26 protein-coding genes are annotated in these 26,858 nt (G+C 66.2%); 21 read left to right on the plus strand and 5 right to left on the minus strand.

Going from position 1 to position 26,858, the window contains the following annotated elements:
- Nucleotides 1-349: 349 nt before the first annotated feature.
- Nucleotides 350-574, minus strand: coding sequence for a hypothetical protein (locus AC6RIC_RS07035; protein ID WP_499735632.1), 225 nt, complete (start codon nt 572-574; stop codon nt 350-352).
- Between the two features lie 167 nt (nt 575-741).
- Here AC6RIC_RS07035 and AC6RIC_RS07040 point away from each other — a divergent pair, with 167 nt between their 5' ends.
- Nucleotides 742-1,002 carry a hypothetical protein gene (locus AC6RIC_RS07040; RefSeq protein ID WP_499735633.1) on the plus strand — a complete coding sequence of 87 codons (261 nt, stop codon included), beginning with the start codon at nt 742-744 and terminating at the stop codon, nt 1,000-1,002.
- Nucleotides 1,003-1,005: 3 nt separating this feature from the next.
- Here the strand turns inward: AC6RIC_RS07040 and AC6RIC_RS07045 are convergent, their stop codons facing one another.
- Together AC6RIC_RS07045 and AC6RIC_RS07050 are read right to left on the minus strand one after the other, a co-directional pair.
- Nucleotides 1,006-1,461, minus strand: a complete 456-nt coding sequence (locus AC6RIC_RS07045) for an RbsD/FucU family protein (protein WP_499735634.1) — start codon at nt 1,459-1,461, stop codon at nt 1,006-1,008.
- Nucleotides 1,455-2,315: an amidohydrolase family protein gene (locus tag AC6RIC_RS07050; protein ID WP_499735635.1), complete on the minus strand. Its 861-nt coding sequence runs from the start codon at nt 2,313-2,315 to the stop codon at nt 1,455-1,457. Before AC6RIC_RS07050 ends, AC6RIC_RS07045 begins: the two co-directional genes overlap by 7 nt.
- A gap of 202 nt (nt 2,316-2,517) precedes the next feature.
- Here AC6RIC_RS07050 and AC6RIC_RS07055 point away from each other — a divergent pair, with 202 nt between their 5' ends.
- From AC6RIC_RS07055 to AC6RIC_RS07075, 5 genes are all read left to right on the plus strand, one after another.
- The gene (locus AC6RIC_RS07055; protein WP_499735636.1) at nt 2,518-3,855 is read left to right on the plus strand and encodes an ABC transporter substrate-binding protein; all 1,338 of its coding nucleotides are present in this window, start codon (nt 2,518-2,520) and stop codon (nt 3,853-3,855) included.
- A gap of 137 nt (nt 3,856-3,992) precedes the next feature.
- Nucleotides 3,993-4,922 carry a carbohydrate ABC transporter permease gene (locus tag AC6RIC_RS07060; RefSeq protein ID WP_454655689.1) on the plus strand — a complete coding sequence of 310 codons (930 nt, stop codon included), beginning with the start codon at nt 3,993-3,995 and terminating at the stop codon, nt 4,920-4,922.
- Nucleotides 4,923-5,106: 184 nt separating this feature from the next.
- The gene (locus tag AC6RIC_RS07065) at nt 5,107-5,925 is read left to right on the plus strand and encodes a carbohydrate ABC transporter permease (protein WP_499735637.1); all 819 of its coding nucleotides are present in this window, start codon (nt 5,107-5,109) and stop codon (nt 5,923-5,925) included.
- 82 nt (nt 5,926-6,007) lie between these two features.
- The gene (locus AC6RIC_RS07070; RefSeq protein ID WP_499735638.1) at nt 6,008-6,904 is read left to right on the plus strand and encodes a dihydrodipicolinate synthase family protein; all 897 of its coding nucleotides are present in this window, start codon (nt 6,008-6,010) and stop codon (nt 6,902-6,904) included.
- A gap of 23 nt (nt 6,905-6,927) precedes the next feature.
- The gene (locus AC6RIC_RS07075) at nt 6,928-7,605 is read left to right on the plus strand and encodes a GntR family transcriptional regulator (RefSeq protein WP_499735639.1); all 678 of its coding nucleotides are present in this window, start codon (nt 6,928-6,930) and stop codon (nt 7,603-7,605) included.
- 64 nt (nt 7,606-7,669) lie between these two features.
- Here the strand turns inward: AC6RIC_RS07075 and ppk2 are convergent, their stop codons facing one another.
- Nucleotides 7,670-8,623: a polyphosphate kinase 2 gene (gene ppk2 / locus AC6RIC_RS07080; protein WP_499735640.1), complete on the minus strand. Its 954-nt coding sequence runs from the start codon at nt 8,621-8,623 to the stop codon at nt 7,670-7,672.
- A 244-nt stretch (nt 8,624-8,867) separates the two neighbouring features.
- Between ppk2 and AC6RIC_RS07085 the strand changes: the two genes are divergently transcribed.
- From AC6RIC_RS07085 to phoB, 7 genes are all read left to right on the plus strand, one after another.
- Nucleotides 8,868-9,926, plus strand: coding sequence for an ATP-binding protein (locus AC6RIC_RS07085; RefSeq protein WP_499735641.1), 1,059 nt, complete (start codon nt 8,868-8,870; stop codon nt 9,924-9,926).
- A gap of 329 nt (nt 9,927-10,255) precedes the next feature.
- Nucleotides 10,256-11,281, plus strand: a complete 1,026-nt coding sequence (gene pstS, locus AC6RIC_RS07090; RefSeq protein ID WP_454655695.1) for a phosphate ABC transporter substrate-binding protein PstS — start codon at nt 10,256-10,258, stop codon at nt 11,279-11,281.
- A gap of 157 nt (nt 11,282-11,438) precedes the next feature.
- Complete coding sequence (gene pstC, locus AC6RIC_RS07095) at nt 11,439-12,413, plus strand: phosphate ABC transporter permease subunit PstC (RefSeq protein ID WP_454655696.1); 975 nt, start codon at nt 11,439-11,441, stop codon at nt 12,411-12,413.
- An 11-nt stretch (nt 12,414-12,424) separates the two neighbouring features.
- On the plus strand, nt 12,425-13,309 hold the full coding sequence (gene pstA, locus AC6RIC_RS07100; RefSeq protein WP_499735642.1) for a phosphate ABC transporter permease PstA: 885 nt from the start codon (nt 12,425-12,427) through the stop codon (nt 13,307-13,309).
- Nucleotides 13,310-13,348: 39 nt separating this feature from the next.
- Nucleotides 13,349-14,155, plus strand: coding sequence for a phosphate ABC transporter ATP-binding protein PstB (gene pstB, locus AC6RIC_RS07105; RefSeq protein WP_454655698.1), 807 nt, complete (start codon nt 13,349-13,351; stop codon nt 14,153-14,155).
- A gap of 76 nt (nt 14,156-14,231) precedes the next feature.
- Complete coding sequence (gene phoU / locus AC6RIC_RS07110; RefSeq protein ID WP_091856981.1) at nt 14,232-14,951, plus strand: phosphate signaling complex protein PhoU; 720 nt, start codon at nt 14,232-14,234, stop codon at nt 14,949-14,951.
- Nucleotides 14,952-15,099: 148 nt separating this feature from the next.
- Complete coding sequence (phoB, locus tag AC6RIC_RS07115; protein WP_499735643.1) at nt 15,100-15,807, plus strand: phosphate regulon transcriptional regulator PhoB; 708 nt, start codon at nt 15,100-15,102, stop codon at nt 15,805-15,807.
- A 3-nt stretch (nt 15,808-15,810) separates the two neighbouring features.
- Here phoB and AC6RIC_RS07120 read toward each other — a convergent pair whose 3' ends face one another.
- Nucleotides 15,811-16,197 (minus strand): SpoIIAA family protein, encoded by a 387-nt coding sequence (locus tag AC6RIC_RS07120; RefSeq protein WP_454655700.1) that lies wholly within the window; start codon nt 16,195-16,197, stop codon nt 15,811-15,813.
- A 123-nt stretch (nt 16,198-16,320) separates the two neighbouring features.
- Between AC6RIC_RS07120 and AC6RIC_RS07125 the strand changes: the two genes are divergently transcribed.
- From AC6RIC_RS07125 to odhB, 8 genes are all read left to right on the plus strand, one after another.
- Nucleotides 16,321-17,073: an amino acid ABC transporter ATP-binding protein gene (locus AC6RIC_RS07125; protein WP_499735644.1), complete on the plus strand. Its 753-nt coding sequence runs from the start codon at nt 16,321-16,323 to the stop codon at nt 17,071-17,073.
- Between the two features lie 93 nt (nt 17,074-17,166).
- Nucleotides 17,167-18,345, plus strand: a complete 1,179-nt coding sequence (zapE, locus tag AC6RIC_RS07130; protein ID WP_499735645.1) for a cell division protein ZapE — start codon at nt 17,167-17,169, stop codon at nt 18,343-18,345.
- Nucleotides 18,346-18,347: 2 nt separating this feature from the next.
- Nucleotides 18,348-18,947, plus strand: a complete 600-nt coding sequence (locus tag AC6RIC_RS07135) for a TetR/AcrR family transcriptional regulator (RefSeq protein ID WP_061969969.1) — start codon at nt 18,348-18,350, stop codon at nt 18,945-18,947.
- A gap of 321 nt (nt 18,948-19,268) precedes the next feature.
- Nucleotides 19,269-20,231: a malate dehydrogenase gene (mdh, locus tag AC6RIC_RS07140; RefSeq protein WP_257731091.1), complete on the plus strand. Its 963-nt coding sequence runs from the start codon at nt 19,269-19,271 to the stop codon at nt 20,229-20,231.
- A gap of 78 nt (nt 20,232-20,309) precedes the next feature.
- Entirely contained in the window at nt 20,310-21,506 is a 1,197-nt protein-coding gene (gene sucC, locus AC6RIC_RS07145) for an ADP-forming succinate--CoA ligase subunit beta (RefSeq protein ID WP_454655703.1), read from the plus strand.
- 9 nt (nt 21,507-21,515) lie between these two features.
- Complete coding sequence (sucD, locus tag AC6RIC_RS07150) at nt 21,516-22,400, plus strand: succinate--CoA ligase subunit alpha (RefSeq protein ID WP_499735646.1); 885 nt, start codon at nt 21,516-21,518, stop codon at nt 22,398-22,400.
- Between the two features lie 157 nt (nt 22,401-22,557).
- Nucleotides 22,558-25,515, plus strand: coding sequence for a 2-oxoglutarate dehydrogenase E1 component (locus AC6RIC_RS07155; protein ID WP_499735647.1), 2,958 nt, complete (start codon nt 22,558-22,560; stop codon nt 25,513-25,515).
- A gap of 107 nt (nt 25,516-25,622) precedes the next feature.
- A complete protein-coding gene (gene odhB, locus AC6RIC_RS07160) occupies nt 25,623-26,849 on the plus strand; it encodes a 2-oxoglutarate dehydrogenase complex dihydrolipoyllysine-residue succinyltransferase (RefSeq protein ID WP_499735648.1) in 1,227 nt (408 codons plus the stop codon).
- Nucleotides 26,850-26,858: the final 9 nt, after the last annotated feature.

Here is a 26,858-nt window from a genome sequence, read left to right on the forward strand (position 1 = left end):
AACCGCCCTGCCGTATAAGCGCGGCCCGGAGACTTAAGAACGCCGGCAAGCGGAGCGCCACGGGGCGTGCGGATGGTGGCTCAATCCATCCGCGCCGCATCCTGGCTCAATGGAAGCGGCCCGATACCCCCGCGCCTCGCGGCGCTCCGCTGCCCCTCATCGATCAACGCACGCGGCAACGCGGGCGGCATTTGGCGTGCGTTCCTTCTCCCCTCGGGGGAGAAGGTGTCTGCGAAGCAGACGGATGAGAGAAGGACACGCGCCGGTGCAAGGCGACCCTCATCCGTCAGCGCTGCGCGCTGCCACCTTCTCCCCCGAGGGGAGAAGGAAAGAGAGTGCGCCGCGCCCCTCAATCCCCCGTCATCGTCATTTCGGCGTCGATCGCCTTCATTTTCGGATTGGCGGCGCAGAAGGCCCTGATCTTTGCCGTGACAGTGGCCGAGTATTCGCTCTTTCGGTGGCCGCCGGATTTCAGCCAGTCGGCGCAGCTCAGCTCCCGGTCGGTGATCTGGGCGGCGGCCGGGGCGGCGAGGAGGAGGCCGGCGAGCGCGGCAAGCAAGGCGAGGCGGGGCATGGTCTGGTCCTGAACGGGCGGCCGCATCACAGGCCTGCCTCGGGCGCCGCTCCTGCTAGTGCATCGGACCGAAAAGCGGAATCCGCTTTTTGGAAGTATCCGGTGCCACAGCAAAGGCCGGCATTTCGTGATAGGCAGCGGCTTAATCCGAAACAGGTGACGACATCATGGCCCGCAAGACCCCCGAACAGCTCGCCCAGGAATTCGAAGGCCGCAAGGCCAAGGGGCTGGCCAAGGGCGGGGCGGCGTTCTGGCCGAATATCATCGCCAATGCCGTGCTGAAGCTCACCCAGCAGCGGGCCGAGATCACGCCCGAGACGCTGATCGAAATGATCGAGCGCGAGGCGCCGACGCTGGAGGTCACGGTCCGGTCCGGCGCGGTGGAGGCCGTCGCGCGCCTGAAGCAGGCCATCGCCAAGGGTTCGTGAGGTTCAGCCCGGCTCGCCGGCGATGACGCCCTTGCGCAGCAGGAAGCAGCCATAGGGCCGGGGATCGCCGACCTGCACCACCGCGAAAGCCCGCCGCGCCTGATCGTAGAAGGCGAAGCGCTCGATGCCCGCGAGCGGTGCCGGGCGGCCGATCGCCTTGTCGATCTCGGCCTGCACCGCGTGCTGCACATCGGGAATCGCGGCGGCATCGCCGACCACTTCCATGCGCCTGACAGGCTCGGGCTCGAAATCGTCGATCGGCAGCACCGAGAGGATGGCGCGGGCGGCGCGCTGCATCGTCAGGCCGGGCAGGCGGATCAGGCGGCCGCTGGTGGTCGAGCTGGCGATGGTTTCGGCGGGGTGGTTGGCGTCGACCAGCGCGAGGTCGTCGCCATGGCCCATCGCGGCGAGCACCCAGAGCAGGTCGGCGGAGAGGACGGGGTCGAGATGTCTCAGCATGACGGGCGGCGGCCCCTCTTCGTCAGGTAGATGCGGGCGGCGTTGCCGCCGAAGATCGCGGCGCGCTCGGAGGCGTTGAGCGTCGCGGTCAGGCGCTCGGCGGCGGCGAGCCACTGATCGTAAGCAGCGGCAAGCGTCGCGACCGGCCAGTCGCTGCCCCAGAGCAGGCGCTCCGGCCCGAAACAGGCCAGCAATTGGGCGACGGCGGGCGCCAGCGTCGCCTCGCGCCAGCCGGGGCCGGCTTCGGTGACGAGGCCGGAGAGCTTGCAGGTCGTGTTCGGCCGCGCCGCCAAGGCCGCGATGCCGCCGCGCCAGGCGGAGAGATCGGCGCCGGTCAGGTCCGGCTTGGCGCCGTGGTCGATGACGACAGGCAGTTCCGTCTCGCGCTCCAGCAACTTGAGGAGGGCGGGGATCTGCGGCGGCTTCACCAGCGCGTCGAAGACGAGGCCGTGCTCTCTGAGTGCCGCGAAGGCGGGGGCGAGCGTGGGGCGCGCGAGCCAGCCGGGATCAGGAATGTCCTGCACCATGGGGCGCAGGCCCACGAGTAGCGGATCGGCCGCGAGCGCGGCGATGCGGGCGGGTGCGTCGGGCGCCTCGAAATCGGTCCAGCCGACGACCCCGGCAACGAAGGGCGTGGCGGCGGCGAGCGCGAGAAGATGATGCGTCTCGGCTTCGGTCGCGGCAGCCTGGACGAGGATGGTCGAGGCGATGTCGTGCTGCGCCAGCAGGGGTGCGAGGTCGGCGGGCTCGAAATCGCGATGGATCGGCTTCAGCGCCGGCGTCAGCCAGCCATAGTCGCCGCGGGCAAGCCGCCAGAAATGCTGGTGGGAATCGATGCGGGGCGGGCTCGTCACGGGCGGCTCTCGCAGGGGATCCGGCGGCGGGGAGGCATGGTGCGGCGACACTATGTGCACGCCAACATGTTAGCTTGCAACCGGCCCGAAAGGAGATTAGCGTCCAGCCCGATCACGGATGCGGGAGGCGCATGTCGCCTCGTGTTCCGCGCGCCATCAAGGGCCCGAAACGGGCCGTGTTCAAGTCCTGGGGAGGACGTCGATGACCGATAGCATTCTCAAGCCGACCCGTCGTGTGCTGCTGGCCGGTGGCGCCGCCGCGATCGCCTCGCCCTTCGTGCTGCGCAAGGCGCAGGCGCAAGGGGCGTTCGACTGGAAGAAATTCTCCGGCCAGTCGATCGACGTGCTGCTGGTCAAGAACCCGCGCTCCGACCTGATGCAGGCCGCGGAGAAGGAGTTCACCGAGCTCACCGGCATCAAGGTCTCGGCCGAGCAGGTGCCCGAGCAGCAGCAGCGCCAGAAGGCGGTGATCGAGTTCGCCTCGGGCAAGCCGAGCTTCGATGTCAGCGGCATCTCGCTGCATGTGCAGAAGCGGATGGCGGCCAAGGGCAAGTGGTTCGAGAATCTCGAGCCCTTCATCAAGAACCCGTCGCTGACCGCGCCCGATTTCGACTTCGCCGATTTCGGCGCCGGCCCGGTCGCCTATGCGCGGCAGGCCGATGGGGCGCTCGATACGATCCCGTTCTTCGTCGATTACTGGATGGTCTACTACAACAAGGAGCTCTTCGACGCGAAGGGCGTGGCCTATCCGAAGACGATGGACGAGATGTTCACCGTCGCGCAGAAGCTGCACGATCCCGCGAAGGGCGTCGCCGGCTTCGTCTCGCGCGGCCTGAAGAACGCCAACGTCCCGGTCTGGACCTCGCTGATGCTCGGGCAGGGCATGGAGACGACCTCGCCGGACGGCAAGCTGCAGACCGACACGCCGGAGGCGATCTGGGCGGCCGATCTCTATCGCAAGCTCAACAAGGAGACCGGGCCGGTCGGCCAGGTCGGCTTCAACTGGAACGAGTGCCAGACCACCTTCATGCAGGGCCGCGCCGCGATGTGGCTCGACGGCATCGGCTTCGCCACGCCGCTGGAGGACCCGACCAAGTCGCGCATTGTCGGCAAGGTCGGCTATGGCGTGACGCCGCCGGGGCCGAAGGCGCATCACGCCGGCATGTTCGCCGACGGCATGGGCATCTCGCGCGGCTCCTCTAAGAAGGAGGCGGCCTGGCTCTATCTGCAGTTCATGACCAACAAGAAGAACCAGATCGCCATGCTCAAGGCGGGTGCCGGTGCGCCGGGCCGCTCCTCGGCCTATCTCGACACCGAGACGATCGCGCAGTCGAAGTTCGGCAAGCAGTATTTCGATTGCCTGCTGGCCTCGGCCAAGGTCGCGCGCGCCGGCCTGCCGCAGATCGTGCCGGTGACCGAGTTCCGCGACGTGTTCGGCGTGGCGCTGACCAATGCGATCGGCGGGGCGGATGTCGCGGCCGAGCTGAAGAAGGCGACGGAAACCTTCGCACCGGTGCTTGCCAAGAGCGAGCAGGGCTGAGGCAACTCAAGGCAGGAAGCGTCATGGTCGGGCTTGTCCCGACCATCCACGTCTTCGCTGACCGAGGTCCGTGTTCAAGACGTGGATGCTCGCCACAAGGGCGAGCATGACGATGGGTTTTAAGTGAAGCAGACCACATGACCAGCACGTCCCTGCCAGCCGATCTCGCCAGCCCGGCGCCTGCGGGCGCCGCTTCGGCCTCGGCGGATTTCACGCCGCGCTATTGGCTGTTCTCGCTGCCGGCGGTGCTGGTTATCGGGGCCGTGATCGTCTTCCCCTGGCTGTTCACGCTCTACATGTCGGGGCAGGACTGGAAGATCGGCGGTGGGGTGGAGTTCGTCGGCCTCGGCAATTTCGTCGAGCTGATGAAGGATCAGCGCTTCATCGAGTCGATGGGGCATACGGCCTATTTCACCGTGCTGGCGGTGGTGCTGCCGATCGTGTTCGGCACCGCGGCGGCACTGGTCTTCCATCGCGAGTTTCCGTTCAGGGGCCTGCTGCGCACGATCTTCGTCATGCCGATGATGGCGACGCCGGTCGCTGTCGCGCTGGTCTGGACGATGATGTTCCACCCGCAGCTCGGCGTTCTGAACTATCTGCTCTCGCTCGTCGGCATCGGGCCGTCCGGCTGGGTCTACGAACCTTCGACGGTGATCCCGACGCTGGTCCTGGTCGAGGTCTGGCACTGGACGCCGCTGGTCATGCTGATCGTGCTCGGCGGATTGGCCGGGCTGCCGCGAGAGCCTTACGAGTCTGCGCTGATCGACGGTGCCAATGACTGGCACATGTTCCGCCACATCACGCTGCCGCTGGTCTGGCCCTTCATCATGGTGGCGATCGTGATCCGCACCATCGACGCGCTGAAGGCCTTCGACACGATCTTCGTGATCACGCAGGGCGGGCCGGGCACGGCGTCGGAGACGCTGAATATCTTCCTCTATCTGCAGGCCTTCCAGTTCTACAAGATCGGCTACGCCTCGGCGGTCGTGGTCATCTTTTTCGTCATCATCATCATGCTCTCGCTGCTGCTGCTCTACGCGCGGCAGAAGTCGAAGTGGAACGCGTGATGAGTGAGTCTATCAGCTTCATCGCCTTGGCTCTTCGTGTGGATGTCCACGCACCGTCATCCCGGGCTTGCCCCGGGATCCATCGGAGGGCTCGGCGCTCTACGATGGATCCCGGAGCTCCGCTTCGCTCCATCCGGGATGACGGCGTCCTTTCTTGCCGCAGCGTGGCGAGGGGAGAGCGTCCATGAACCGCACGCTCAAAAAGTTCGGCTTCTGGGCTTCGGTTTTCGTGCTGGTCTCGCCGGCGGTGCTGGTCTTCCTCTGGATGATCTCGCTCTCGCTCAAGAACGAGCTCGACAATACCGCCTTCCCGCCGGTCTTCATCCCGAACCCGCCGACGCTGAAGAACTATGTCGATGTCTTCGCGCAGAACAATTTCGGGCTCTATCTCTGGAACTCGATCCTGGTCACGGGCGGGGCGGTGCTGCTCGGCCTGCTGGTCGGCGTGCCCGCCGGCTACGGCATCGCGCGCGGCAAGGCGCATAAGTTCGCGGTGCTGATCCTGGTCGCGCGGATGACGCCGGCCCTGTCCTACCTGATCCCGCTCTTCCTGCTCTTCCAGATCACGGGTTTGGTGGGCTCGATCACGGCGCTGGTCATCACCCATCTCGTCATCACCATCCCGATTATCGTCTGGATCATGATCGGGTATTTCGAGAACGTGCCGATGGAACTGGAGGATGCCTCGCGCATCGACGGCGCCACGACCTGGCAGGCCTTCCGCCATGTCGCGCTGCCGCTGGCCAAGCCCGGCATCGTCGTCGGTGGCATCCTCGCCTTCATCTTCTCCTGGAACAACTTCATCTTCTCGGTGGTGCTCGGCGGCAAGGCGAGTCGGACGTTGCCTTCGGCCGTCTACAACTCACTGACCTTCGAGCAGATCTCCTGGGGGCCGCTGGCGGCGGCAGCACTGCTGGTGACGCTGCCGGTGCTGCTGGTCACCGTCATCGCCCAGCGCCAGATCGTCGCCGGCCTCTCCTCCGGAGGTCTCAAGGACGGCTAGCAAAGGCCTCGGGAGCCGCTTGCGGGCAGTTCTGCCTTCATACTAACATGTCAGTCAACGTTCAGCTCTGAAAGCTCACTCCATGGCCTCCGACCAGACCCGCTTCGGCCTTTCCTGCGCGATCACCACCCCGATGCGGGAGGGCGGCGGCATCGACCTGCCGCGTCTCGTCCACCATGCCCGGCACGTGCTGGCGCGCGGCTGCGATTCCGTCACACTGTTCGGCACGACGGGCGAGGGCGCCGCACTGGGTCTTCCGGCGCGCACCGCGATGATGGGCGCGCTGATCGGGGCGGGGATCGATCCGGCCAGGCAGATCTATGCCGGTATCGCCGCGGCCTCGATGCATGAGGCGGTGGAGCAGGCGCAGCTCGCGCTCGATGCCGGGGCAAAGGGGTTGCTCGTCGCGCCGCCCTTCTACTTCAAGGGCGTCAGCGATGACGGGCTCTATGCCTGGTTCTCGCAGTTCTTCGAGAAGCTGGGGCCGGCGGCGCGTAATGTCGTACTCTACCACATCCCCTCGGTGACGGCGGTCGACATCAGCATCGGGCTGGTCGAGCGGTTGAAGACGGCGTTTCCGGGGCTGGTCATCGGGGTGAAGGATTCCTCCGGCAGCTATGCCAATACCGAGGCGCTGCTGAAGGCGCATGGCGAGCTTGCCATCCTGGTCGGCGACGAACGCCAGCTCGCCAAGGCGGTGCGCAATGGCGCGCAGGGCACGATCTGCGGCGTCTCCAACCTGGTGCCGGAGCTGGTGCGCCCGATGGTCTATGAGGGCAAGGACAGCCCTGTGGTGAACGCGCTGGTCGACGAGATCTGCTCGCATCCGGTGCTGGCGGCGGTGAAGGCGCTGGTCGGCCATATCCATGGCGATCCCGGCTACGGCGCGATGCGCCCGCCGCTGGAGGCTTTGGATGCGGCGACCCGCAAGCGGCTCTTCGCCGCCTTCGATTCGATCAGGCAGGCGAAAGCGGCCTGAGAAGGAAACCGGAAGGAGAGACCGTGAACGAGCCGGAGCAGGAGCCGCGCGAGGGCGAGCCGCTGAAGCTGAGGGAGCGCGCCTATGCCTCCTTCACCGAGCGATTGCTGGCGCGCGAGATCAAGCCCGGCCAGTTCGTGACCCAGCGCGAACTCGTCGCGATGACCGGCTTTCCGCTCGGCGCCATCCGCGAGCTGGTACCGCGGCTGGAGGCGGAGGGGCTGATCAAGACGGTGCCGCAGCGCGGCATGCAGGTCGCCCATGTCGACCTCAACCTGATCCGCAATGCCTTCCAGTTCCGGCTCTTCCTCGAGAAGGAGGCGACGGCGCTCTACACCCAGAACGCCACCGACGATGAGATTGCCGAGCAGCGCGCGCGTCACGAGGCGATCATCGCGCGGGCCGAGGCCGGCGGAGACGAGCGCCTGATCGAGGATGCCGAGGATGTCGATCGCCTGATGCACGAGGCGATCATCGACCATCTCGACAACGACATCGTCAGCCAGGCTTTCCGCGTGACCTGGCTGAAGATCAGGCTGATCCGGCAGTACGAGACGCGCATCCAGAACCACATCCTGGTGCCGGTGATGCAGGACCATCTCAAGATCATCGTCGCGATCGAGAGCCGCGATCCCGAGCGCGCCGCGGACGAGATGAGCATCCATATCGGCAACGCCCGCGCCCGGGCGATGCAGTACTGACGAGCGCGATCGTCATGGCTGGAGGAAACGGACCAGGCGATCGGGTCTTGAGGCGGCCGAGATGCTACCCGCCCTCGGGCTCGCCGCCATCATCGAGATAGCGGCTGACCGGAATGACGATCTCCTCGTCCAGCGTGCCGATCGCCGACTCGTCCTTGTCCTTGTAGGGGACCATGCGCAGGACATGGCGGATGGCGTTGAGGCGGGCGCGGAGCTTGTCGTTGCTGCGCACGACATGCCAGGGCGCGGCCTCGGTCGAGGTGCGGGAGAGCATTTCGTCGAAGGCGCGGGAGTAGTCGTCGAAGCGCGGGATGGATTCGAAGTCGATCGGCGAGAGCTTCCAGCGCTTGAGCGGGTCGTGCCAGCGGGCGTGCAGGCGCGTCATCTGCATCTCGCGCCCGATGGTCAGGAAGAGCTTGATCAGGCGCACGCCGTCGCGCGCGAGCATACCTTCAAAGGCAGGCGCCTCACGCAGGAAGTGCTCGGTCTCCTCGGGCTTGCAGAAGCCCATGACGCGCTCGACACCGGCGCGATTGTACCAGGAGCGGTCGAAGAACACGATCTCGCCGGCTGTGGGCATCCGCGCGGCATAGCGCTGGAAATACCATTGGCCCCGCTCGGTGTCGGAGGGTTTTGACAGCGCGACGATGCGGGCCTGGCGCGGATTGAGATGCTGGGTGAAGCGGGCGATGGTGCCGCCCTTGCCGGCGCCGTCGCGGCCCTCGAAGACGATGACGACGCGCTCGCCATGCTTGCTCGCCCAGCGCTTCAGCTTCTGCAATTCGATCTGCAGCGGTTCCATCTCGCGGTTGTAGCGCTTGCGCTTCATCCGCTTGCCATAAGGAAAATTCCCGCTGTGGTAGGCGGCGTCGATGATGGCTTCCGGCAGGCTGTCGGCCTCGATATCGAAGTCTTTCGCCTTGCCGGATTTGGTGCGGGTCTTGGCCGGCTTGGCGTGATCTTCCGACGGCACGACGATCGGTTCCTTCACGTGCGAACCCGAGAATTTCTTCGCCATCGGCAGGCTCCTCTTTCACAAGCAGCCTAGCCGGCTAGAGCAATTCCGCAATTCCCCGAATGGCGCGATAGCTCCAGCTCCTTGTTTTGTCGCATGTTCGCTGACGCGGCCCTTCGGTTCTTCACGCGAACCGGTGTCCACTTCGCTCGAAAATGCTCCGGGTCGCGGAAGGGAATTGACGCCTGCCGCGCTTCCGCTCAGGAAGAGGCCCCGTCGGCATCCGCCGTCTGTCTCCGGGCTTCCCATGGTCGATCTCTCCGCTTCCAATGCCGCGCTGGTGCGGGACGTGATCGAGGCGATCGGTGCGCCGGCCGTGCTGCTCGACGGACAGGGCGTGGCGCAGGCGCTGAGCCCGGCCATGCAGGCGCTGATCCCCGGTGTTGCCGTCGGCAAGCTTCTCGCGCTGGTGCTGCGTGACCCCGATCTCAACGATGCGATCGAGCAGGTGGCGCTGGAGGGCGGCCGCAAGACCGTCGAGCTCGTCGAGCGGGTGCCGGTCGAGCGGACTTTCCGCATCCATATCGCCGCGCTGCGTGACAGCGGCCTGCGCCATGCGACGCTGCTGACTTTTCAGGACCTGAGCGAGCAGCGCGTGATCGAGCGCATGCGCGTCGATTTCGTCGCCAATGCCAGCCATGAATTGCGCACGCCGCTCGCCTCGCTGCTCGGCTTCGTCGAGACCCTGCAGGGGCCGGCGCGCAACGACGAGCGGGCGCGGGAGCGCTTCCTCGGCATCATGCGCGAGCAGGGCCTGCGCATGGCGCGGCTCGTCGACGACCTGCTCTCGCTGTCGCGGATCGAGCAGCGCGCCCATGTCGCGCCGGACACGCCGGTCGATCTCGCCGGCATTGCCCGCGAAATCGTGGATTCGCTGACGCTGATGGCAAGGGAGCGCGATGTCACGCTGGCGCTGAAGACGCCGCGCGAGGCGCTGCAGGTGCCGGGCGACCGCGACGAATTGCTGCGCCTGATGGAGAATCTCGTCGAGAACGCGATCAAATACGGCAAGCCCGGTGGGGAGGTTGCGATCACCGTCGAGACCGGCGAGAGCGAGGCCAGCTTCAGCGTACGTGACCACGGGCCGGGCATCGCGCCGGAGCATCTGCCGCGCCTGACCGAGCGCTTCTACCGGGTCGACACCGCAGCGAGCCGCGAGACGGGCGGCACCGGCCTGGGCCTCGCCATCGTCAAGCATATCGTGCTGCGCCACCGCGGACGCCTGACGATCGAGAGCAAGCCGGGCGAGGGCGCGACCTTCAGGGCGATCCTGCCGCGTTTCGCGGCCGGGCACGCCAACGGCTAAGCTTGGGTGACGCTTGGCGGTTTCGAGCGGCCCGCTTGTCATTCCGGCGCGCGCCGCAGGCGCGAACCCGGAACCCACGACTGGGTTCGCGTTCGCGATCATGCGGTTGCCAAGGGCTCGCCTGGTCGTGGGTTCCGGGTTCTCCGCTGCGCGAAGCCCCGGAATGACAAGAGTGGTGCCAGCTGGGAGGATTCCCGATCATCCACGTCGGCCAGCCCGTGCATGACAGGCCTTCGTGACAGCTTTCATGACGGATTGTCATTTGGCTGTCATACAGAGGGTGTTCTGACAGGGCCGCTAGATAGAGCGACCAGATGAGGACATCTCACATGCGCAAGATTCTCGTTCTCGCGGCCGTTGCCGCCGGGATCGCCGGTTCCGCCCAGGCTGCCGACATCACCGGCGCCGGCGCGACCTTCCCCTTTCCGATCTATGCGAAGTGGGCCGAGGCCTACAAGAAGGAGACGGGCACCGGCCTGAACTACCAGTCGATCGGCTCGGGTGGCGGCATCCGCCAGATCAAGGCCAAGACCGTCGCCTTCGGCGCCACCGACGCCCCGCTCAAGGGCGAAGACCTGACCAAGGACGGCCTGATCCAGTTCCCGACCGTGATGGGCGGCGTCGTGCCGGCCGTGAACATCGCCGGCGTCGAGCCGGGCAAGCTCAAGCTCTCGGGCGAGATCATCGCCCAGATCTACATGGGCGACATCAAGAAGTGGAACGACCCGAAGATCGTCGCGCTCAATGCCGGCGTCACCCTGCCGGACGCGAACATCAACCCGGTCTACCGCTCGGACGGCTCGGGCACGACCTTCGTGTTCACCGACTATCTCTCCAAGGTCTCGGCCGACTGGAAGTCGAAGCTCGGCACCAACACCGCCGTGCAGTGGCCGGTCGGCATCGGCGGCAAGGGCAATGAGGGCGTCTCCGCCTCGGTCAAGCAGGTCGCCAACTCGATCGGCTATGTCGAATATGCCTATGCCAAGCAGAACAAGCTCTCCCATGCCCTGGTGAAGAATGCCGACGGCAACTTCCCGGCGCCGGAAGAGAAGGCCTTCCAGGCCGCCGCCGCCAACGCCAACTGGAGCGAGCAGCCGGGCTTCGGCATCTCGCTCAACAACCAGAAGGGCGCGGAAGCCTGGCCGATCACCTCGGCGACCTTCATCCTGGTCCATGCCAAGCCGGAGAAGCCGGAAGAGGTGCAGGCCGCGCTGAAGTTCTTCGAGTGGGCCTACAAGTCCGGCGACAAGCTGGCCAGCGACCTCGACTACGTCGCCCTGCCGGCGAATGTGAAGGACCAGGTCCGCAATGCCTGGAAGGGCGTGACCGACAATTCCGGCAAGCCGATCTTCTGATCGCTGCCACCGACAAGGGCGAGGCGGGTTTCGATCCGCCTCGCTGCACTCTTCAAGCCCTCATCCTGAGGAGCCCTTTTCGGGCGCTCTTCAGGATGAGGGCTGGGGTCGGGCGGGTAATCCGACGATCCCGGCAACGCCACCGGAGCCTTCGCGGATGACCGCAGCAACCGACATGACGAGCATTCCCGGCGCGACGCCGATCGTGCGGAAGGCGCCGAAGGCGACCTTCGACCTCGTTTTCCGCAATGCCAGCTTCGCGGCGGCGCTGCTGGTGCTGGTGCTGCTCGCGGCCATCATGGCCTCGATGGTGATCGGCGGCTGGCCGGCCTTCCGCGAATTCGGTCTCGGCTTCATCACCTCCAGCGTCTGGGATACGCAGAACGAGCAATACGGCGCCTGGCCGGCGATCGTCGGCACGCTCTCGACGGCGCTGATCGCGCTGGTGATCGGCGTGCCGCTCTCGCTCGGCATCGCGGTCTACCTGACGCAGCTCGCCCCGGCCTGGTTCAAGAAGCCGGTCGGGACCGCGATCGAGCTGCTCGCCGCCGTGCCCTCGATCATCTACGGCATGTGGGGCCTGTTCGTCTTCGTGCCGCTCTTCGCGGCATATGTGCAGATCCCGCTCTCGAACATCGTCGAGGGCATGCCGATCGTCGGCACCGTGCTTTATGCGCGCTCGCCCTCGGGGCTGGGCATCTTCACGGCCGGTATCATCCTGGCCTTCATGATCATCCCCTTCATCGCCTCGATCACGCGCGACATGCTGGAGCAGATCCCCTCCGTGCTGCGCGAAAGCGCCTACGGCATCGGCGCCACGACCTGGGAGGTCGTGCGCCATGTGCTGGTGCCGCAGGCCGGCGTCTCGATCATCGGCGCGGTGATGCTCGGCCTCGGCCGTGCGCTCGGCGAGACCATGGCGGTGACCTTCGTCGTCGGCAACGCCAACCGGCTCTCCGCCTCGATCCTCGATCCCGGCTCGACCATCGCCTCGCGCATCGCCAACGAATTCAACGAGGCGCTCGGCCTGCAGCTCAACGCGCTGATCGCGCTCGGCTGCATCCTGTTCTTCGTCACCTTCGTCGTCCTCGTCATCGCGCGACTGCTGGTCGCCCGCGTCAAGCGCTACTGAGGCTCAACCCCATGACCATGACGACCACGCCTCGCGAACTGCCTCATCAGCCCTGGGCGCGCGTGCGCCAGTCGCGCCGCACCGCCGACCGGCTTATGAAGATCATCGCCACCGGCTTCACCTTCATCGCCATCTTCGTGCTGTTCTGGATCCTCGGCATGCTCGTGGTGAAGGGCGTCGGCGGCCTTTCGATCGCGACCTTCACGGCGGTGACGCCTGGCCCCGGCACGGAAGGCGGCGGCATCGCCAACGCCATCGTCGGCTCCTTCGTGCTGACCTTCCTCGGCATCGCGATCGCCACGCCGATCGGCGTGCTGGCCGGGACCTGGCTTGCGGAATACGGCCGCGGCTCGAAGCTCGCCAACCTGATCCGCTTCATCAACGACATCCTGCTCTCGGCACCGTCGATCCTGATCGGCCTGTTCGTCTACGTCATCCTGGTCGAGCCGTTCCGCGGTTATTCCGGTTGGGCCGGCGGCGTCGCGCTCGGCATCATCGCGATCCCGGTCATCGTGCGCACCACCGAGGACATGCTGAACCTCGTGCCCGGTCCGCTGCGTGAAGCCGGCGCCGCGCTCGGCGCGCCGCCCTCCGTCGTCATCACCTCGGTGACCTGGCGCGCGGCCAAGGCCGGCATGGTCACCGGCATCCTCTTGGCGCTCGCCCGCATCGCCGGCGAGACCGCGCCGCTGCTCTTCACCGCGCTCAACAACAATTTCTGGTTCTCGCCGACGCTGGTCGGCGGCGTCTCGAACCTGCCGGTGACGATCTACCAGTTCGCCTCCGCCCCTTACGAGAACTGGCAGCAGCTCGCCTGGGCCGGCTCGCTCATCATCACCGTCTCGATCCTCGTGCTCTCGATCATTGCCCGGCGCATCGTCGCCGGCAGCAAGTGAGCCTGAAACCAACCCGGTCGCGACCGACCTTGAGGACCCATGTCGATGCTTTCGACCCTTGAACTCTCCCCCCAGTCGCTCGATGCCGAGGCGCCCGTCCGGATCGCGGTGAAGAACCTCGATTTCTACTACGGCGAGCACAAGGCGCTGAAGAACATCAATCTCGACTTCCGCGACCGCCACGTCACGGCGCTGATCGGCCCGTCGGGCTGCGGCAAGTCGACCCTGCTGCGCATCTTCAACCGCATCTACTCGCTCTATCCGGAGCAGCGCGCCGAAGGCGAGATCATGCTCGATGGCCGCAACATCATCGGCAAGGACGTCGATGTGAACGAGCTGCGCTCGCGCGTCGGCATGGTTTTCCAGAAGCCGACGCCGTTCCCGATGTCGATCTACGACAACGTCGCCTTCGGCATCCGCCTCTACGAGAAGCCGCCGAAATCGGAGCTCGACGACCGCGTCGAGGGTGCCCTGCGCCGTGCCGCGCTCTGGGACGAGGTCAAGGACAAGCTGAAGAGCTCGGGCATGGGCCTCTCCGGCGGCCAGCAGCAGCGCCTGTGCATCGCCCGCACCATCGCGCAGAAGCCGGAGGTGATCCTGTTCGACGAGCCGACCTCGGCGCTCGACCCGATCTCGACCGGCAAGATCGAGGACCTGCTGGAGCAGCTCAAGAGCGACTTCACCATCGCGATCGTGACGCACAACATGCAGCAGGCGGCGCGCATCTCGCAGTACACGGCCTTCATGTATCTCGGCGAGGTCATCGAGTTCGCGCCGACCAACACGATCTTCATGAACCCCGCCAAGAAGCAGACCCAGGACTACGTCACCGGCCGTTTCGGCTAAGCGACATTTAGTTTCGCATCGGCTTGCCCGAAAACCGGTTTCCACTTTTCGGCCCGATGTGCCGGAGGACAACGCCATGACCGACCATATCGTCCGCTCCTACGACACCGATCTCGAAGGCATCCGCCGCAGCCTCGCCGAAATGGGCGGCATGGCCGAGCGCATGCTGGGCGATTCCACGGTCGCGCTGGTTCGCCGCGACACCGCGCTCGCCCAGAAGATCATCTCGGCCGACCAGCGCCTCGACAATCTCCAGCGTGAGGTCGAGGAGAAGGCCGTGCTCACCATCGCCCGGCGCCAGCCGCTGGCGCAGGATCTGCGCGAGCTGATCTCGGCGATCCGCCTCGCTTCCGACATCGAGCGCGTCGGCGATCTCGCCAAGAACATCGCCAAGCGCGCCGTCGCCATCGCCGGGCAGTTCCAGCCGCCGCATCGCGCGGTCGTCGGCCTCGAGCATATCAGCCGTCTCGTGCAGGCCCAGCTCAAGGACGTGCTCGACGCCTATGCCGCGACCAACGAGCAGAAGGCGCTCGAGGTCTGGAAGCGCGACGACGAGATCGACGCGCTCTACACCTCGCTGTTCCGCGAACTCCTGACCTACATGATGGAAGATCCGCGCAACATCACCTTCTGCACGCATCTGCTGTTCTGCGCGAAGAACATCGAGCGCATCGGCGACCACACCACCAATATCGCCGAGACCATCCATTACCTCGTCACCGGCGATTCCCTCGATGTGAACCGTCCCAAGCTCGATACGACCAATATCGAGGTCGAAGCGGTGACGGGAAACTGAACGAACACGAAGTGCCGTAGCCTTTCCGTCATGGTCGGGCTTGTCCCGACCATCCACGTCTTCGTCCTGGCAGGTGCCGTTCAAGACGTGGATGCTCGCCACAGGGGCGAGCATGACGGCAGGCTCGAATGACGGACGGAAAAGAAGCATGGCCGCACGCATCCTGATCGTCGAGGACGAGGAGCCGCTCACCCTGCTGCTGCGCTACAACCTTGAGGCCGAGGGCTTCGAGGTGGACAGCGTCGCGCGCGGGGACGATGCGGAATTGCACCTGCGCGATCACACGCCCGATCTCGTCCTGCTTGACTGGATGCTGCCGGGCCTGTCCGGCATCGAACTCTGCCGGCGCCTGCGCTCGCGGCGGGACACCGAGCGCGTGCCGATCATCATGCTGACGGCGCGCGGCGAGGAGACCGAGCGGGTTCGTGGCCTTGCGACCGGCGCCGACGACTATGTCGTCAAGCCCTTCTCGCTGCCGGAGCTGATCGCGCGCATCCAGGCGCTGCTGCGCAGGGCGAAGCCCGGTCACGTCGCGGGCCTGCTCGCGGCCGGCGACCTCGAACTCGACCGCACGACGCGGCGTGTCCGGCGGGCGGGCAACGAACTGCATCTCGGGCCGACCGAGTTCCGTTTGCTGGAATTCCTGATGCAGGCGCCGGGCCGGGTCTATTCGCGCGCCCAATTGCTCGACGCCGTCTGGGGCCGCGACGTCTATATCGACGAGCGCACGGTGGACGTCCATGTCGGGCGTTTGCGCAAGGCGATCACGCCGGGCGATGCCAAGGACCCGCTGCGCACCGTGCGCGGCGCGGGCTACGCCTTCGACGAGACCTTCGCGCGCAGCGGAGCCGCGTAAGCCTCAGGCGTCCGGCCCGCCCTCGATATCGCCGACCCAGCTCAGCGCCTTGTCATAGTCCTCGGGCTTGAAGGCGCGGACCTTGACGAAGGGGATCGCCGGGTCGAGCAGATCGACGAAGCCGGCGAGCCAGCCCCTGTCGGTGATTACGGCCTCCTTCGGAAAGCGCCTGAGCTCCCAGAGCTTGCCGATGCTGTAGCGCGCGTCCTTCCAGGCTGCGGCGAGTGTCATGTCGGTGAAATCGGTCATGTCGGCGAGGATGCCGAGCTTCTCGTGGCGGGTCAGCCGTGCCTCGATATCGGCCACGATCGCGTCGATATCCTCAGCCGTCAGCGTCCGCGACAGGCGATAGGCGGCGACATGGTCCGGGGCAGGCAGAATGGTGTGCATGGCGCGTCCTCCTTCGCGATAACGCGCGGGCGAGCGGGAGGTTTCGCCGGGCTGGCCTTGCCGAAGATCGGGCGCTATGGCCTCCAAGGCCATTCTTGAAGGCCAGTGCGGGAGGGCGCGACGTTGAGTGCGGCGCAGATCACGAAGGCGGAAGGCGCTGCCGTCGCGATCACGCGCGTGAGCAAGCGCTTTGGCCCGCAGATCGCGCTGAACAACGTCTCGCTCGCGGTCGAACCGGGGCAGGTTCAGTGCATCATCGGGCCGCCGGGTGCGGGCAAATCGACGCTGCTGCGCTGCATCGGCCAAAGCGAGGCGATCGATCAGGGCTCGATCGAGATCGACGGAGAGCCGGTCGAACCGGGGGGCGTGCGCCGTCACCCAGCCATCGGCATGGTGTCGCAGCGCTCGGAGTTGCTCGACCACATGACCGCCCTGCAGCATGTCATCGAGGGGCCGCTCGCCCTGCTGAGGCGGCCGCGCAGGGAGATCGTCATGGAGGCGATGGCGGCGCTGGAGAGGGTCGGGCTGGCAGACCGGCGCGATTCCTATCCGAGTGAACTCCCGGGCGGGCAGCGGCAACGCCTCGCCATCGCGCGGGCACTGGCGGCGAGGCCGAGGCTGATGCTGCTGGACGAACCGATGGCCGGGCCCGATCCGGACGCCGCGGGCGAGGTTCTCGATGTGATCCGCGGGCTTGCAGGCTCGGGCCTGACCATGATCGTGGCGACGCATGAGCCGGGCTTCCTGCGCGAGGTCGCCGACGACATCGCCTTCATGGAGGGCGGCGAGATCGTCGAGCAGGGAGCGCCCCGGATCATCCTCGTCGCAGCGAAGCAGGCGCGCACACGCGACTTCGTCGCAACTCTGCCGGCGTAAGGCCTTTCGCCGCGAGTGCTCGGCGGGCTTGCGATGAGGGCAGGGCTGCCGTAACCCGGTGAGGTCTTTTCTGGATCGCCAGCGCCCGCCGTCATGTCAGCCTCGATCACCGACCGTTATGCCGCCCTGGTCGAGGCGGGCGCCATCGAGCGCGATCCCGCGCAGGTCGTGGTGGTCAAGAAGCTCCAGGCGCTGACCGAAACGCTGGCCGCCCGGCGCCTGGCCCGCAAGGGCAGCGCGCTCGGCTGGCTCTTCGGCAAGAAGCCGGACACGGCGGCGGTGCCGAAAGGGCTCTATGTCTGGGGCTCGGTCGGCCGCGGCAAGACCATGCTGATGGACATGTTCTTCGAGGCGGCGCCGGTGAAGCGCAAGCGCCGCGTGCACTTCCACGAATTCCTCGCCGACGTCCACGGCCGCATCAATGCCTTCCGCCAGAAGATCAAGAGCGGCGAGGTCAAGGACGCCGATCCGATCGCGCCGGTTGCGGCCGCGCTGGCGGAGGAGGCCTATCTGCTCTGCTTCGACGAGTTCACCGTCACCGATATCGCCGATGCGATGATCCTTGGGCGGCTGTTCACGGCGCTGTTCGCGGCGGGCGTGGTGGTGGTCGCGACTTCGAATGTCGAGCCGTCGCGGCTCTATGAGGGCGGGCTCAACCGGGCGCTGTTCCTGCCCTTCATCGCGTTGCTGCAGACCAAGGTCGAGGTGCTCAAGCTCGATGCGCGCACCGATTTCCGGCTGGAGAAGCTGGGCGGTGCGCCGGTCTATCATGCCCCGGCCGACGAGAAGGCGAAGGCTGCGCTCGATACCGCCTTCAAGGCGCTGTCGGGCAAGGCGCAGGGCCAGCGTACGGTCCTCACCGTGCAGGGCCACGATCTCGTCCTGCCGCAGGCGGCCGGCGGCGTGGCGCGGGCGGGTTTCGCCGATCTCTGCGCGCAGGCCTATGGCGCCTCCGACTACATCGCGCTGGCACAGCGCTTCCATACGCTGGTGCTCGACGATATCCCGATCCTCGATTTCGACCGGCGCAACGAGGCCAAGCGCTTCATCATCCTGATCGACACGCTCTATGAGCATCATGTGAAGCTCGTCGCCTCGGCGGCGGCCGAACCGCATGAGCTCTATCGCGCGAACAAGGGGCGCGAGGCCTTCGAGTTCGACCGCACCGTCTCCCGCCTGATCGAGATGCGCTCCGAGGCGTATCTGGCGATGCCGCATGGCCGGCCGGATTCCACGGCGAGCGGGGATACGACGGGGCTGGTGGAGACCTGACGATGCCGCAGCGCGAACCGAGCGAGACCCGCATCCTCACGGTCGCCGGCGAGCATCTGCGCAAGTTCGGGCTGAAGCGCTTCACCGTCGTCGCGGTGGCGGAAGAGGCGGGCATGACCCATGCCAATGTCTATCGCTACTTTCCCTCCAAGGGCGCGCTGATCGACGCCGTCGTCGATGTCTGGCTGAAGGCGACCGAGCGCCGGCTCGCCGATGTCGCCGACGGACCCGACCCGGCCGACGACAAGCTCGAGCGCCTGATCCTGGCGCTTGCCAAGGCCAATCGCGACCTGCTGACCGAGGAGCCGCATCTCTTCGCGGCCTTGTCGCTGGCGGTGGCCAAGCGGCACGCGATCAGCCGGCGCAACCGCACGCGCGTGCGCGCCCTGTTCGAACGGGTGGTCGACGAGGGCATGGCGACCGGCGTGTTCGAGCCGCGCGACCGCGACCGGGCGATCGCCTTCGTCATCGACGCCACCAACCGCTTCATCCATCCGGCCTCGCTCGCACTGGAGGCGGACGTGCCGCAGGCCTCGGTCGATACGCGGCTCTCGACCCTGATCCGCGTGATCTTGCGGGTGCTCGGCAGCGGGATCGTGTGAATAATCCGGTGACGAATTACAATATCTGTAAATTGTAATTGCCGGATTTCGTTCCTGGTGGAGCCGAGTGCGATTGCCGGTCTCATCTAAGCTATTGAAAAATATAAGCCGCTCTCGCGCAATATCGCGCGTAGCGTCCGCTGCCCGAGAAAAGCCGCTTTTGCGGCGAGGGTTGCGGCAAAAGGCCGGTTTGGGCCAAAGGAACGCACGGTTTGGCCGGTTCTCCCCGGGGAGCTGACCTGTCGCAGCGCCAAGGCATTTTGAATGTCGAAGCCGGCAAAGGCCGGATCGATGGTCGCGCCAGAAACAAAGGACTAGGCAATGGCCCGTAAGAAGATCGCCCTCATCGGCTCCGGCCAGATCGGCGGCACGCTCGCTCACCTCGCCGGCCTCAAGGAACTGGGCGACATCGTCCTGTTCGACATCGCCGAGGGCATTCCGCAGGGCAAGGGCCTGGACATTGCCGAGTCCGCCCCGGTCGACGGCTTCGACGCCGGCTACAAGGGCACGAACTCCTACGAGGACATCAAGGGCGCCGACGTGATCATCGTCACCGCCGGCGTGCCGCGTAAGCCCGGCATGAGCCGCGACGACCTGATCGGCATCAACCTCAAGGTGATGAAGTCGGTCGGCGAGGGCATCAAGCAGTATGCCCCGAAGGCCTTCGTGATCTGCATCACCAACCCGCTCGACGCGATGGTCTGGGCGCTCCAGAAGTTCTCGGGCCTGAAGCCCAACATGATCTGCGGCATGGCCGGCGTGCTCGATAGCGCCCGCTTCCGCCACTTCCTCGCCGAGGAGTTCAACGTTTCGGTCAAGGACGTCTCGGCCTTCGTGCTCGGCGGCCATGGCGACGACATGGTGCCGCTGGTTCGCTACTCGGGCGTCGCCGGCATCCCGCTGCCGGACCTCGTCAAGATGAAGTGGACCACGCAGGAGAAGCTGGACGCCATCGTCGAGCGCACCCGCAAGGGCGGCGGCGAGATCGTCAACCTGCTCAAGACCGGCTCGGCCTTCTATGCCCCGGCTGCCTCCGCGATCGCGATGGCCGAGAGCTATCTCAAGGACCAGAAGCGCGTCCTGCCGGCGGCGGCTGCGCTGAAGGGCCAGTATGGCGTCAAGGACATGTTCGTCGGCGTTCCCGTCGTGATCGGTGCCAAGGGCGTCGAGCGCGTCGTCAAGATCCGCCTCAACGGCGCCGAGAAGGAGATGCTGGCGAAGTCGGTGGCTTCGGTGCAGGGCCTGATCGACGCCTGCAAGAACATCGACTCGTCACTCGCGTGATTTAAGCAAGGGCGGCGGCGCGGATACGCGCGGCCGCCCTTTCGTCAATTTTCGGTCGCTGTCAGGGAAACCGAGCACATGAACATCCACGAATACCAGGGCAAAGCCATCCTCAAGGAATTCGGCGCGCCCGTTTCGGCCGGTTTCCCGGCGCTGACGGTGGCGGAGGCGGTCGAGGCCGCCAAGAAGCTGCCGGGGCCGCTTTACGTCGTGAAGTCGCAGATCCACGCCGGCGGGCGCGGCAAGGGCAAGTTCAAGGAACTGCCGGCCGATGCCAAGGGCGGCGTTCGCCTCGCCAAGTCGGTGGCCGAGGTCGAGGCCCACGCCAAGGAAATGCTCGGCAACACGCTGGTCACGATCCAGACCGGCGAGGCCGGCAAGCAGGTCAACCGCCTCTATATCGAGGACGGCTCGGACATCGAGAAGGAGTTCTACCTCTCGGCCCTGGTCGACCGCGAGACCTCGCGCATCGCCTTCGTCGTCTCGACCGAGGGCGGCATGGACATCGAGGCCGTGGCCCATGACACGCCCGAGAAGATCGAGACCTTCTCGGTCGATCCGGCCACCGGCATCATGCCGCATCACGGCCGCGCCATGGCGCGCATCCTCGGATTGAAGGGCGACCTCGCCAAGCAGGCCGGCACCGTGCTCGGCCAGATCTACAACGCGTTCGTGGCCAAGGACATGGACATGCTGGAGATCAACCCGCTGATCGTGACCACCCAGGGCCAGCTCAAGTGCCTGGACGCCAAGGTCTCGTTCGACTCGAACTCGCTCTATCGTCACCCCGAGGTCGTTGCGCTCCGCGATACGACTGAAGAGGACGAGAAGGAGATCGAGGCCTCCAAGTACGACCTCGCCTATATCGCGCTCGACGGCACGATCGGCTGCATGGTCAACGGCGCCGGCCTCGCCATGGCGACGCTCGACATCATCCAGCTCTATGGGGAATCGCCCGCCAACTTCCTCGACGTCGGCGGCGGTGCCTCCGAAGAGAAGGTGACGGCGGCGTTCAAGATCATCACCGCCGACCCGAAGGTGAAGGGCATCCTCGTCAACATCTTCGGCGGCATCATGAAGTGCGACGTCATCGCGCGCGGCGTCATCGCCGCCGTGAAGGCCGTCGGCCTTCAGGTTCCGCTGGTCGTGCGTCTCGAAGGCACGAATGTCGAGGAAGGCAAGCAGATCATCCGCGAGTCCGGCCTCAACGTCATCCCCGCCGACGACCTCGACGACGCCGCGCAGAAGATCGTCGCCGCGATCAAGAAGGCCTGAGGAGCAGACATGTCCATCCTGATCGACAAGAACACCAAGGTCATCTGCCAGGGCTTCACCGGCAAGAACGGGACCTTCCACTCCGAGCAGGCGATCGCCTATGGCACGCAGATGGTCGGCGGCACCTCGCCGGGCAAGGGCGGCTCGCTCCATCTCGGCCTGCCCGTCTTCGATAGCGTGCACGAGGCCAAGGCCAAGACCGGCGCCGACGCTTCGGTCGTCTACGTGCCGCCTCCGGGCGCTGCGGACGCGATCTGCGAGGCGATCGATGCCGAGATCCCGCTGGTGATCTGCATCACCGAGGGCATCCCGGTGCTTGACATGGTCCGCGTCAAGCGTTCGCTGGTTGGCTCCAAGACCCGCCTGATCGGCCCGAACTGCCCGGGCGTCGTCACCGCCGGCCAGTCGAAGATCGGCATCATGCCGGCGAACATCTTCAAGCCGGGCAATGTCGGCATCGTCTCGCGCTCGGGCACGCTGACCTATGAGGCGGTGTTCCAGACCACGAACGAGGGCCTCGGCCAGACCACGGCCGTCGGCATCGGCGGCGACCCGGTCAAGGGCACCGAGTTCATCGACATGCTCGAGATGTTCCTGGCCGACGACAAGACCCAGTCGATCGTCATGATCGGCGAGATCGGCGGCTCGGCCGAAGAGGACGCGGCGCAGTTCATCAAGGACGAGGCCAAGCGCGGCCGCAAGAAGCCGATGGTCGGCTTCATCGCCGGCCGCACGGCCCCTCCCGGCCGCCGCATGGGTCATGCCGGCGCGATCATCTCGGGCGGCAAGGGCGGCGCCGAGGACAAGATCGCGGCGATGGAAGCGGCCGGTATCCGGGTCTCGCCCTCGCCGGCGCGCCTTGGAAAGACCTTGGTCGAAGTGTTGAAGGGCTGAGGCGTTTTGGCGCGTCATGACCGGCCTTGAGCCGGCCATGACGCGCCGCCAAATCCCGAGGAGTTGCCCCGGGCAGGCCCGGGCATGACGGCAGAATCAAGGATGTCCGGGCAGGGGTTCGGACATGGCTTAAGCGGCGAAGGAAGGCAGGAGCATCATGGCTCGCCAGGACATCAACGAGGCTCTCGCGCAGACCGGCTTCCTCTATGGCGGCAACGCTGCCTATATCGAGGACCTCTATGCCCGCTACGAGGCCGATCCCAAGTCGGTCGACGAGCAGTGGCAGAGCTTCTTCGGTGCGCTGAAGGACGACAAGGAAGCCGTCCTGCAGAATGCCAAGGGCGCGTCCTGGAAAAAGCCGCACTGGCCGGTCGTCGCCAATGGCGAGCTGGTCTCGGCGTTGGATGGCAACTGGGCCGTCGTCGAGAAGGTGATCTCCGACAAGCTCGGCGCCAAGGCCAAGGCTGCCGGCGCCGCGCTTTCCGCAGCCGACGTGCAGCAGGCGACCCGCGATTCCGTGCGCGCGATCATGCTGATCCGCGCCTACCGGATGCGCGGCCATCTCCATGCCAAGCTCGACCCGCTGGGGATCGAGAGCCGCACCGACCATGAGGAACTGTCGCCGGCCGCCTTCGGCTTCACCGACGCCGACCTCGACCGCAAGATCTTCATCGACAACGTGCTCGGCATGGAGTTCGCCTCGATCCGCGAGATGGTCGCGATCCTGCAGCGGACCTATTGCGGCACGGTCGGCATCGAGTTCATGCACATCTCCGACCCCGAGCAGAAGGCCTGGCTGCAGGAGCGCATCGAGGGGCCGGACAAGGAGATCGCCTTCACCAAGGAAGGCAAGAAGGCGATCCTGAACAAGCTCGTCGAGGCCGAGGGCTTCGAGAAGTTCCTGGATCTCAAGTTCACCGGCACCAAGCGCTTCGGCCTCGATGGTGGCGAGGCGCTGGTCCCGGCGCTGGAGCAGATCATCAAGCGCGGCGGCGCGCTCGGCGTGCGCGACATCGTCTTCGGCATGGCCCATCGCGGCCGCCTCAACGTGCTGACCCAGGTTCTGGGCAAGCCGCATCGCGCGCTGTTCCACGAGTTCAAGGGCGGCTCCTTCGCGCCTGATGACGTCGAGGGCTCGGGCGACGTGAAGTACCATCTCGGTGCTTCCAGCGATCGCGAGTTCGACGGCAACAACGTCCATATCTCGCTGACCGCCAACCCGTCGCATCTCGAGATCGTCGACCCCGTCGTGCTCGGCAAGGTGCGCGCCAAGCAGGACCAGTTCGGCGACATCGTCGAGCGTTCCAAGGTGCTGCCGCTGCTGATCCATGGCGACGCGGCCTTCGCCGGCCAGGGTGTCGTGGCGGAATGCCTCGGCCTCTCCGGCCTCAAGGGCCACCGCACCGGCGGCTCGCTGCATTTCATCATCAACAACCAGATCGGCTTCACCACCTATCCGCGCTATTCGCGCTCCTCGCCCTATCCGTCCGACGTGGCGAAGATGGTGGAGGCTCCGGTCTTCCATGTGAACGGCGACGATCCGGAAGCGGTGGTCTTCGCCGCCAAGGTCGCGATCGAGTTCCGGCAGAAGTTCCACAAGCCGGTCGTGATCGACATGTTCTGCTATCGCCGCTTCGGCCATAACGAAGGCGACGAGCCGGGCTTCACCCAGCCGCTGATGTACCGCAAGATCCGCGGCCATAAGTCGACCCTGGAGCTCTATGGCGCCAAGCTCGAAGCCGAGGGCGTGATCACCGCCGGCGAGCTCGACGAAATGCGCGCCGCCTGGAAGGGCAAGCTGGAAATCGAGTTCGACGCCGGCCAGGCTTTCAAGCCGAACAAGGCCGACTGGCTCGACGGCCGCTGGGCCGGCATGAAGGCGATCCGCGCCGACGAGGACGATCCGCGCCGCGGCGCCACCGGCGTGCCGGCGGCGGTGCTCAGGGAGATCACCGAGAAGATCACGGCCGTTCCGGCCGGCTTCAACGTCCACAAGACGATCCAGCGCTTCCTCGACAACCGCAAGAAGGCGGTCGAGGCCGGCGAGGGCATCGACTGGGCGACCGCCGAGGCGCTGGCCTTCGGCTCGCTGCTGCTCGACGGCAATCCGGTCCGCCTGTCCGGCCAGGATTGCGAACGCGGCACCTTCTCGCAGCGCCATTCGGTGCTGATCGACCAGGAGACCGAAGCCCGCCACACCTCGCTGAACCATATCCGCGAGGACCAGCCTCGCTACGAGGTCATCAACTCGATGCTCTCGGAAGAGGCCGTGCTCGGCTTCGAATACGGCTACACCCTGTCGGAGCCGAACGCTCTGACGATGTGGGAAGCGCAGTTCGGCGATTTCGCCAACGGCGCGCAGGTCGTGTTCGACCAGTTCATCTCGTCGGGCGAGCGCAAGTGGTTGCGCATGTCCGGCCTCGTCTGCCTGCTGCCGCATGGCTACGAGGGCCAGGGCCCGGAGCATTCCTCCGCCCGCCTGGAGCGCTTCCTGCAGATGTGCGCCGAGGACAACATGCAGGTGGCGAACTGCTCGACGCCGGCGAGCTACTTCCACATCCTGCGCCGCCAGCTGAAGCGCGACTTCCGCAAGCCGCTGATCCTGATGACGCCGAAGTCGCTGCTGCGCCACAAGCGCTGCATCTCCGACCTCGCCGACCTCGCCGAGGGCTCGACCTTCCACCGCGTGCTGGCCGACGATGCCGAGCGCGGCAAGTCGACCACCAAGCTGGTCAAGGACTCGAAGATCCGCCGTGTCGTGCTCTGCTCGGGCAAGGTCTATTTCGACCTGCTGGAGGAGCGCGAGAAGCGCGGCGTCGACGATGTCTACCTGATGCGCGTCGAGCAGCTCTATCCGTTCCCGCTGAAGACGCTGGCTCAGGAGCTGGCGCGCTTCAAGGGCGCGGACGTGGTCTGGTGCCAGGAGGAGCCGAAGAACATGGGCTCCTGGACCTTCGTCGAGCCCTATCTGGAATGGGTGCTCGGCCATGCCGGCTCGAAGTCGAAGCGCCCGCGCTATGTCGGCCGCCCGGCCTCGGCCGCGACTGCGACCGGCCTGATGTCCAAGCATCTCGCCCAGCTCAACGCCTTCCTCGACGAGGCCTTCGCGGCCTGACGACCCTCCCGGCGGCGCCTTGAGCGCGCCGCCGGATTTCATTGCTGCATCGGCGCCTCAGCCGGTGCCGAACCTGCCGCCAGAGAACGAGACAACAGAGGCCTGACATGGCGACCGAAATCCGCGTACCCACCCTCGGCGAATCCGTTTCCGAGGCCACCATCGGCAAGTGGTTCAAGAAGCCGGGCGAGGCGGTGAAGGCCGACGAGCCCCTCGTCGAGCTCGAGACCGACAAGGTGACGCTGGAAGTGAACGCGCCGGCCGCCGGCGTGCTCGGCGAGATCGTCGCCAAGGAAGGCGATACCGTCGGCGTTAGCGCCCTGCTCGGCACCATCGCCGAAGGCGGCGCCGCTGCTGCTCCCGCTCCGAAGGCCGAGGCCAAGCCTGCCGCCGCTCCGGCTCCTGTCGCCGAGGCCCCGAAGGCTGCCGCGACCAAGGCCGCCGATTCCGGCCCGGCCGTCTCGCGCCTCGCTGCCGAGAGCGGCGTCGATCCGTCCAAGGTCGCAGCTTCCGGCAAGGATGGCCGCGTGACCAAGGGCGACATGCTCGCCGCGATCGCGACCGGCGGCGCTGCCGCCCCGACCGCCGCGCCTGCGCCGATCGCCGTCCGCGCGCCGTCGGCGCCGGATGACGGCGCCCGCGAAGAGCGCGTCAAGATGACCAAGCTGCGCCAGACCATCGCGCGCCGCCTCAAGGAAGCCCAGTCCAACGCGGCGATGCTGACGACCTTCAACGAGGTCGACATGTCCGGCGTGATGGCGCTGCGCAACCAGTACAAGGACGTGTTCGAGAAGAAGCACGGCGTGAAGCTCGGCTTCATGGGCTTCTTCGTGAAGGCCTGCGTGCAGGCGCTGAAGGAGATCCCGGCGGTCAATGCCGAGATCGACGGCACCGACATCATCTACAAGAACTACTACCATATCGGCGTCGCCGTCGGCACCGAGAAGGGCCTGGTGGTTCCGGTCGTGCGCGATGCTGACGAGCTCTCCATCGCCGGCGTCGAGAAGAAGATCGGCGAGTTCGGCCGCAAGGCCCGTGACGGCAAGCTCTCGATCGAGGAGATGCAGGGCGGCACCTTCACCATCTCGAACGGTGGCGTCTACGGCTCGCTGATGTCGACCCCGATCCTGAACGCGCCGCAGTCGGCGATCCTGGGCATGCACAAGATCCAGGAGCGTCCGGTCGTCGTGAACGGCAAGATCGAGATCCGCCCGATGATGTATCTCGCGGTCAGCTACGACCACCGCATCATCGACGGCAAGGAAGCCGTGACCTTCCTCGTCCGTATCAAGGAAGGCCTGGAGGATCCGGCGCGCCTCGTCCTCGATCTCTGATCGCGCGGA

This window comes from Allobosea sp. TBD101 (assembly GCF_059817965.1).

What these genes read in the sequence shown, in the direction of transcription:
- AC6RIC_RS07035 (WP_499735632.1), bottom strand. Translation starts at nt 574, where the DNA reads ATGCCCCGCCTCGCCTTGCTTGCCGCGCTCGCCGGCCTCCTCCTCGCC.
- AC6RIC_RS07040 (WP_499735633.1), top strand. Translation starts at nt 742, where the DNA reads ATGGCCCGCAAGACCCCCGAACAGCTCGCCCAGGAATTCGAAGGCCGC.
- AC6RIC_RS07045 (WP_499735634.1), bottom strand. Translation starts at nt 1,461, where the DNA reads ATGCTGAGACATCTCGACCCCGTCCTCTCCGCCGACCTGCTCTGGGTG.
- AC6RIC_RS07055 (WP_499735636.1), top strand. Translation starts at nt 2,518, where the DNA reads ATGACCGATAGCATTCTCAAGCCGACCCGTCGTGTGCTGCTGGCCGGT.
- AC6RIC_RS07060 (WP_454655689.1), top strand. Translation starts at nt 3,993, where the DNA reads ATGACCAGCACGTCCCTGCCAGCCGATCTCGCCAGCCCGGCGCCTGCG.
- AC6RIC_RS07065 (WP_499735637.1), top strand. Translation starts at nt 5,107, where the DNA reads ATGAACCGCACGCTCAAAAAGTTCGGCTTCTGGGCTTCGGTTTTCGTG.
- AC6RIC_RS07070 (WP_499735638.1), top strand. Translation starts at nt 6,008, where the DNA reads ATGGCCTCCGACCAGACCCGCTTCGGCCTTTCCTGCGCGATCACCACC.
- ppk2 (WP_499735640.1), bottom strand. Translation starts at nt 8,623, where the DNA reads ATGGCGAAGAAATTCTCGGGTTCGCACGTGAAGGAACCGATCGTCGTG.
- AC6RIC_RS07085 (WP_499735641.1), top strand. Translation starts at nt 8,868, where the DNA reads ATGGTCGATCTCTCCGCTTCCAATGCCGCGCTGGTGCGGGACGTGATC.
- pstS (WP_454655695.1), top strand. Translation starts at nt 10,256, where the DNA reads ATGCGCAAGATTCTCGTTCTCGCGGCCGTTGCCGCCGGGATCGCCGGT.
- pstC (WP_454655696.1), top strand. Translation starts at nt 11,439, where the DNA reads ATGACCGCAGCAACCGACATGACGAGCATTCCCGGCGCGACGCCGATC.
- pstA (WP_499735642.1), top strand. Translation starts at nt 12,425, where the DNA reads ATGACCATGACGACCACGCCTCGCGAACTGCCTCATCAGCCCTGGGCG.
- pstB (WP_454655698.1), top strand. Translation starts at nt 13,349, where the DNA reads ATGTCGATGCTTTCGACCCTTGAACTCTCCCCCCAGTCGCTCGATGCC.
- phoU (WP_091856981.1), top strand. Translation starts at nt 14,232, where the DNA reads ATGACCGACCATATCGTCCGCTCCTACGACACCGATCTCGAAGGCATC.
- phoB (WP_499735643.1), top strand. Translation starts at nt 15,100, where the DNA reads ATGGCCGCACGCATCCTGATCGTCGAGGACGAGGAGCCGCTCACCCTG.
- AC6RIC_RS07120 (WP_454655700.1), bottom strand. Translation starts at nt 16,197, where the DNA reads ATGCACACCATTCTGCCTGCCCCGGACCATGTCGCCGCCTATCGCCTG.
- zapE (WP_499735645.1), top strand. Translation starts at nt 17,167, where the DNA reads ATGTCAGCCTCGATCACCGACCGTTATGCCGCCCTGGTCGAGGCGGGC.
- AC6RIC_RS07135 (WP_061969969.1), top strand. Translation starts at nt 18,348, where the DNA reads ATGCCGCAGCGCGAACCGAGCGAGACCCGCATCCTCACGGTCGCCGGC.
- mdh (WP_257731091.1), top strand. Translation starts at nt 19,269, where the DNA reads ATGGCCCGTAAGAAGATCGCCCTCATCGGCTCCGGCCAGATCGGCGGC.
- sucC (WP_454655703.1), top strand. Translation starts at nt 20,310, where the DNA reads ATGAACATCCACGAATACCAGGGCAAAGCCATCCTCAAGGAATTCGGC.
- sucD (WP_499735646.1), top strand. Translation starts at nt 21,516, where the DNA reads ATGTCCATCCTGATCGACAAGAACACCAAGGTCATCTGCCAGGGCTTC.
- AC6RIC_RS07155 (WP_499735647.1), top strand. Translation starts at nt 22,558, where the DNA reads ATGGCTCGCCAGGACATCAACGAGGCTCTCGCGCAGACCGGCTTCCTC.
- odhB (WP_499735648.1), top strand. Translation starts at nt 25,623, where the DNA reads ATGGCGACCGAAATCCGCGTACCCACCCTCGGCGAATCCGTTTCCGAG.